This window comes from Stenotrophomonas sp. 01N47 (assembly GCF_056399165.1).
Window position 1 is genome coordinate 844,498 of the sequence record NZ_JBFTQU010000001.1, and the last position, 6,000, is coordinate 850,497.

Below are 6,000 nucleotides of genomic sequence, written 5' to 3' on the forward strand. Positions count from 1 at the left end.
GGCTGGCCGGTCATCCAAGGACTCTCCGTCAACAAGGTACGGATAGGAAGTAGGCGCTTTGGCAGAGCGTCAGCTATAGTTGGCATGTGATGTGCGTCACACTTTTCAGCACATCGTTCAGCAATGGATGCTTAGGGGGTCTCATGGTTGTTCACCGTCCACTGGCGCTGTGCGTCGGTCTGGCCTGCGCCACTCTGGCGTACTGGGCCGATGCGGCCCCGCCGCCCACCGTGATAACGCGCGCCGACCGGCTCGCCGAGATCGGGCACTACCGTGACCAGGCACGCTGGGTCGATGCGCTGGCGGCGATCGAGCGGGCGCAGCTGCGCGAGCCCAACGACGACCTGCTGTACAAGCTGCAGGTACTGACCCTGGGCGACATCGGCAACGCCCATCGTGCCTGGAGGCTTTACCAGGCCCGGCCCAACCTGTTCGACCAGGACCAGAGAGCGCGGCTGGAGGCCAACTACGTGGCCAAACTGGTCAACTGGAGCCTGGCCTACGGGGAAAGCGAAGACACCCGGCTGGACGAGGCCGAGGCTTCGCTGGCGGAAATGGAGCAGTACGTCGAGCGCGATGGCACCGCGCTGGCGCAAGCGCCGCTGCGGATCCGCATGGACCGGCTGATCCTGCTCAACCGCCTGGCCCGCCACGCGCAGGTGCGCGACGAGGCGCGGGCGCTGCAGCGCGAAGGCCATGCACTGCCTGATTACGTGCTGCCAGCCGTAGGCGACTCGCTGATGGCCACCCAGAACCCGGAAGAGGCCATTCCCTTGCTGGAGGCCGCCGCAAAGAACGATCCCTCACGCTTCGAGTCACGCTCGGAGCTGGCCTATGCCTATCTGGAAACCGAGCAGGCGGAGAAGGCGGTGGGCTACCTGCAGGCCTGGCAGAAGGACGAACCGGCCTGGCGCTGGGGCGGCGGCAAGACCCCCTTCCAGAACTGGGCGCGCTACGAGGCCGACCTGAACCTGGGGATGGTGCGGGCCTACAGCGGCGACCTGCCCACGGCCCAGCGCGAACTGGAAGCCCTGGTCGAGGTCGGCCCGGGCAATGGCAGCCTGCAGACTTCACTGGGCAGCGTCTACCAGCTGCGCGGCTGGCCACGGCGGGCACTTGAGCGCCACCAGATGGCCTATACCCTGGACCCGCGTGACATCGCGCCGCGCCTGGGCATGTACGAATCCTACGTGCAGCTGCAACGCGACGACCTGGCGCGGCCGCTGCATGACGACCTGCTGGCTCGCTATCCAAGCCAGCCGGCGGTGCAGCGCATGGACCGCGACTGGCGCGCCCATCGCGGCTGGCAGCTGCTGGCCAAGGTCGAGGGTGGCCGCAGTTCCGGCGGTGGCGGCACCTCGCCGCTGGGCAACGACGACCTGCACTACGGCGTGGAAGTGGCCTCGCCGGTTCTCAACGACCGCTGGCGCCTGTTTGCCTTCGCCGACCGCCGTTCGGTCAGCTTCCAGGACCAGGACATCGATCCGCTGTGGATCGGTGCCGGCGTGCGCTACCGCTTCGACCGCCTCGATGCCGAGGCGGCGGTGATGCGCCCCAACGACAGCATCGGCGACACCGGCCTGCGCGGCGGCTTCGGCTGGCAGTTCAATGATCGCTGGCACGCCGGCGTAACCGCTGCCCGCAATGACCCGGAAGCCTCGATGCAGGCACGCGTGGCCGGCATCACCGCCGACAGCGTTGCGGTTGCAGTGGACTACACGCGCAACGAGCGCACCCACTGGAGCTTCGGTGGCAGCCAGTTCCGTTACGACGATGGCAACCGCCGCGATACGCTGAACAGTGCGATCGAACAACGGCTGTTGACCCGCCCGCGCCTGTTGATCGATGGCCTGGGCAGCGTCTACACCAGCCGTGGCAGCCGCGACGATGCGCCCTACTTCAACCCCTCGCGGGATCGCTCGGTGGAAGTAGGCCTGCGCATCGACCAGCAGCTGTGGCGCCATTACGAGCGCCACTTCCGCCATCGCCTGACGATGTCGGTGGGCAACTACTGGCAGGAAGGCTTTGGCAGTTCAATCATTCCGACCGTGGCCTATCGCCACGAATGGCAGTTCGATCAAGGGCGGATCCTCGAGTACGGCGTGAGTTGGTCGCGGCCGGTCTACGACGGCCAACGAGAACGACATATCGGCTTCGATGCCGCGCTGCGCTGGGGAGAATGAGATGGAACGGATGCTTCGCAACCTGACGACCGTACTGCTGCTGGCGCTGCTGGCCCTCGCCCTGCCCGCCGCCGCCCAGCGCACCAGCTCGGCCGCGGAACTGGACGCGGCCGACAACGGCCTGCTTGTGCTCAGCTACCACGACGTGCGCGATGATGTGCTGGAAAAATCCGACGGCGACGCCTACGCGGTCAGCACGCAGAACTTCGCCGCACACCTGGACTGGCTGTCCGCGCATGGCTATCACCCGGTGTCGCTGTCACAGCTGATCAAGGCCTCGCGCGGCGAAGCAACGCTGCCGCCGCGGCCGGTGCTGCTGACCTTCGACGACGGCCTGCGCAGCGTGTACAGCCGCGTCTATCCCCTGCTGCGCGCGTACAACTATCCGGCGCTGGTGGCGGTGATCACCGACTACGTGGACATGGCACCGGGACGCACCATCGACTACGGCTACCGTCCCTTCGGCCGTGACGACTTCCTGACCTGGGACCAGCTGCGCGAGATGCAGGCCAGCGGCCTGATCGAACTGGCCAGCCATACCGACAACCTGCACCACGGCGTGCAGTCCAACCCGCAGGGCAACCAGACCCCGGCGGTGATCACCCGCATCTACGACCCCAAGGCGCAGCGCTATGAAAGCGCGCAGGAGTACGAGAAGCGCCTGCGCGACGATCTCGGCCGCAGCGTGCAGCGCATCGAGAAGGAACTGGGTGTACGCCCGAAAGCGATCGTCTGGCCGTATGCCGCCTACAACCAGTTGAGCAACGACATCGCCGAGCAGCTGGGCATGCCAGTGTCCTTCGACCTGGAAGGTCGCAGCACGCCGGTGACGGCTGACCTGCATGGCCTGGCACGCCTGCTGGTGACCAGCAATCCGAACATCACCTCGCTGGCCTTCGAGCTGCGCCGCAACGTCAATCTGGACGGCACCCGTGCACTGCAGATCGATATGGACTCGGTCTACGACAGTGACCCTGCACAGCAGGCGCGCAACCTGGATGCGCTGATCGAGCGGGTGAAGCGGATCGGCCCGACCCATGTCTACCTGCAGGCCTTCGCCGATCCGGACGGCAATAACACCGCCGATGCCCTGTACTTCCCGAACCGCCACCTGCCGATGCGCGCGGACCTGTTCAACCGCGTCGCCTGGCAGCTGAAAACCCGTGCCGGGGTGAAGGTGTATGCGTGGTTGCCGGTGCTGGGCTATGAACTGCCCGACGCCGCGCAGCGTGCGGCGCTGGGCATCCAGAGCCCGGAACGCGATGGCATGTACCGCCTGGATTTCACCAAGCCGCAGGCACGACAGATCATCAAGGACATCTACGAAGACCTGGCGATCAATTCGTATTTCGAAGGCCTGCTGTTCCACGATGACGGCTACGTGCGCGATACCGAACTTGCCCAGCTGCCGCAGGAAGGCAGCGACGGCGGCCGCACCCAGGCGCTGATTGATTTCACGCTGGAACTGCGTGACAGCGCACAACGCTGGCGCCCCAAGCTGGGCACCGTGCGCAACCTGTACGCGCAGCCGGTGCTGGAGCCGCAGAGCGCGGCGTGGTTCGCCCAGCGCCTGGACCTGTTCAACAAGGCCTACGACCGCACCGCGCTGATGGCGATGCCATGGATGGAAGGCAGCCGCCGCCCGCAGCGTTGGCTGGACAAGCTGGTGGTGGCCGTGCGTGCGCACGACCCCGAGCTGAAGCACACGATGTTCGAGCTGCAGACCGTGGACTGGCGCACGCAGCGGCCGATCAGCGGCGAACAGCTGCGCGCGCAGATCCGCCGCCTGCAGGCACAGGGCGTGCGCCATTTCGCGTGGTACCCGGACGATTTCATCGCCGACAAGCCGTCGACCCAGGATGCACGCGCGGCGATGTCCGCGCGCAACTTCCCGTATCCGGAGAAGTGACGTGGACATGAATCCGTGGCTCAACGCCATGTTCCAGTTCGCCTTCTTCTACCCCATGGTGATGGCGTTCTTCTGGATGTCCGGGGGCCTGTACTACTTCTTCCGCCGTGAGCGGAAGTCGCGGCCGCGCAACGACCCACCACCGATGGCGGAGTATCCGTTCGCCAGCCTGCTGATCCCGTGCCACAACGAATCGGCGAACCTGGACGACACCCTCGGCGCGGCACTGGCCCAACGCTACCCGGACTTCGAGGTGATCGCCATCAACGATGGCAGCACCGACGACACCGGCACCCGCCTGGACGCGCTTGCAGCGCTTCATCCGCGCTTGCGCGTGGTCCATCTGGACCGCAACCTGGGCAAGGCCAATGCGTTGCGCATGGGCGCGCTGGCCGCGAGATCGGAGTACCTGGTGTGCATCGATGGCGATGCCATGCTGGAAGAGTTCGCCATGCACTGGATGGTCTGGCACCTGACCAGCGGCCCACGCGTGGGTGCGGTAACCGGCAACCCGCGGATCCGCAACCGCTCCACCCTGCTCGGCCGCCTGCAGGTGGCGGAGTTCTCCTCGATCATCGGCATGATCAAGCGCGCCCAACGCGTGTACGGCCGCATCTTCACCGTGTCCGGCGTCATTGCCGCGTTCCGTCGCACCGCCCTGCATCGCATCGGCTACTGGGCCGATGACATGGTCACCGAGGACATCGACATCAGCTGGCGGCTGCAGCTGGATCATTGGGACATCCGTTACGAGCCCAATGCGCTGTGCTTCATCCTGATGCCGGAAACGCTGAAAGGCCTGTGGCGGCAGCGACTGCGCTGGGCACAGGGCGGCGTGGAAGTCCTGCTGCGCCACGGCTCATCGTTGTTCAGCTGGCGCAAGCGGCGGATGTGGGGCGTGCTGCTGGAATACATCCTCAGCGTGCTGTGGGCCTACACCATGCTGGTGATCATCCTGCTGTGGGCAGTGGGCAAGTTCATCCCGATGCCGCCGTCGTTGTACATCGACACGTTGCTGCCGCAATGGCATGGCGTGATCCTGGCCCTGGTCTGCCTGCTGCAGTTCGCCAGCAGCCTGATCATCGACAGGCGTTACGAAACGCATATCGGCCGCAACTATTTCTGGGTCATCTGGTACCCGATGGCGTACTGGTTGATCAGCCTGTTCACCACGCTGGTGGCGCTGCCGAAGACCCTTCTCCGGCGGCGTGGCAAGCGTGCCACCTGGGTCAGCCCAGACAGAGGTATCCGATGAACGCACATCGCCAGACGACTGCCAGGACGCCGTCCAACCGCTTCGACTCGCGCCTGATCCAGAAACCGCTCAAGCAGCCCCGCCTGCAGCGCACTGCCTGGGGCTTTGTGACCCTGGCATTCTGGGGGTTCTACTTCTACCTGTGGGCACCGCTGCTCACGCTGGTGTCCTGGTTGCTCGGTGGGCAGCTGGCGTGGCTGCAGCTGTACGAGCGCAAGCAGCATCTGGACCCGTTCGTGATCATCGCCCTGCCGGTGATCCTGGCGTGCTGTGCGCTGCTGCTGATCGCCTGGGCCGAGTACAACCGCTACCGCTTCGCCGGCAAGGAACGGCGCGGCCCGCACGAGGACGCAAGTCGTGCGGAAATCGCCCATTCACTGAGCGCCAGCGATCAGCTTGCCGAACAGATGTTCGGTGCCAAGGCCATCACCCTGCACATGGATGAGCATGCACGGCCGCTGGGCATGACCGCGCAGCTGTTGAGGTAACGAGGGTTCGGCCGGGCGGCGCCCGGCACCCGCAGAGGCCGAAGCAACAGCAACAGCTGGCATTCCGTGGGAGGCGGGGCGGTGTCGGATTGCGGGGACGCCGCAAGTACGTCCTTGTAGGCTTGGCAGCCGCATCCATGCGGCTGACACCCCGCAATCCGACAC

General features: G+C 65.8%; 4 protein-coding genes. All 4 read left to right on the forward strand.

Annotation, left to right across the window (positions count from 1 at the left end):
* Positions 1-143 precede the first annotated feature (143 nt).
* Genes pgaA through pgaD form a run of 4 tightly spaced genes read left to right on the forward strand, consistent with a single transcriptional unit; the run spans position 144 to position 5,835 of the window.
* Positions 144-2,183, forward strand: a complete 2,040-nt coding sequence (gene pgaA, locus AC1DKR_RS03910) for a poly-beta-1,6 N-acetyl-D-glucosamine export porin PgaA (protein ID WP_478031178.1) — start codon at positions 144-146, stop codon at positions 2,181-2,183.
* Between the two features lies 1 nt (position 2,184).
* Complete coding sequence (pgaB, locus tag AC1DKR_RS03915) at positions 2,185-4,092, forward strand: poly-beta-1,6-N-acetyl-D-glucosamine N-deacetylase PgaB (RefSeq protein WP_363732596.1); 1,908 nt, start codon at positions 2,185-2,187, stop codon at positions 4,090-4,092.
* Between the two features lie 7 nt (positions 4,093-4,099).
* On the forward strand, positions 4,100-5,347 hold the full coding sequence (gene pgaC, locus AC1DKR_RS03920) for a poly-beta-1,6-N-acetyl-D-glucosamine synthase (RefSeq protein WP_189914630.1): 1,248 nt from the start codon (positions 4,100-4,102) through the stop codon (positions 5,345-5,347).
* Positions 5,344-5,835, forward strand: coding sequence for a poly-beta-1,6-N-acetyl-D-glucosamine biosynthesis protein PgaD (gene pgaD, locus AC1DKR_RS03925; RefSeq protein ID WP_478031180.1), 492 nt, complete (start codon positions 5,344-5,346; stop codon positions 5,833-5,835). Before pgaC ends, pgaD begins: the two co-directional genes overlap by 4 nt.
* The last annotated feature ends 165 nt before the right edge of the window (positions 5,836-6,000 follow it).

Bases quoted from the DNA above. Each gene is read 5' to 3' on its own strand.
- pgaD (WP_478031180.1), top strand. From the start codon at position 5,344: ATGAACGCACATCGCCAGACGACTGCCAGGACGCCGTCCAACCGCTTC.
- pgaB (WP_363732596.1), top strand. From the start codon at position 2,185: ATGGAACGGATGCTTCGCAACCTGACGACCGTACTGCTGCTGGCGCTG.
- pgaC (WP_189914630.1), top strand. From the start codon at position 4,100: ATGAATCCGTGGCTCAACGCCATGTTCCAGTTCGCCTTCTTCTACCCC.
- pgaA (WP_478031178.1), top strand. From the start codon at position 144: ATGGTTGTTCACCGTCCACTGGCGCTGTGCGTCGGTCTGGCCTGCGCC.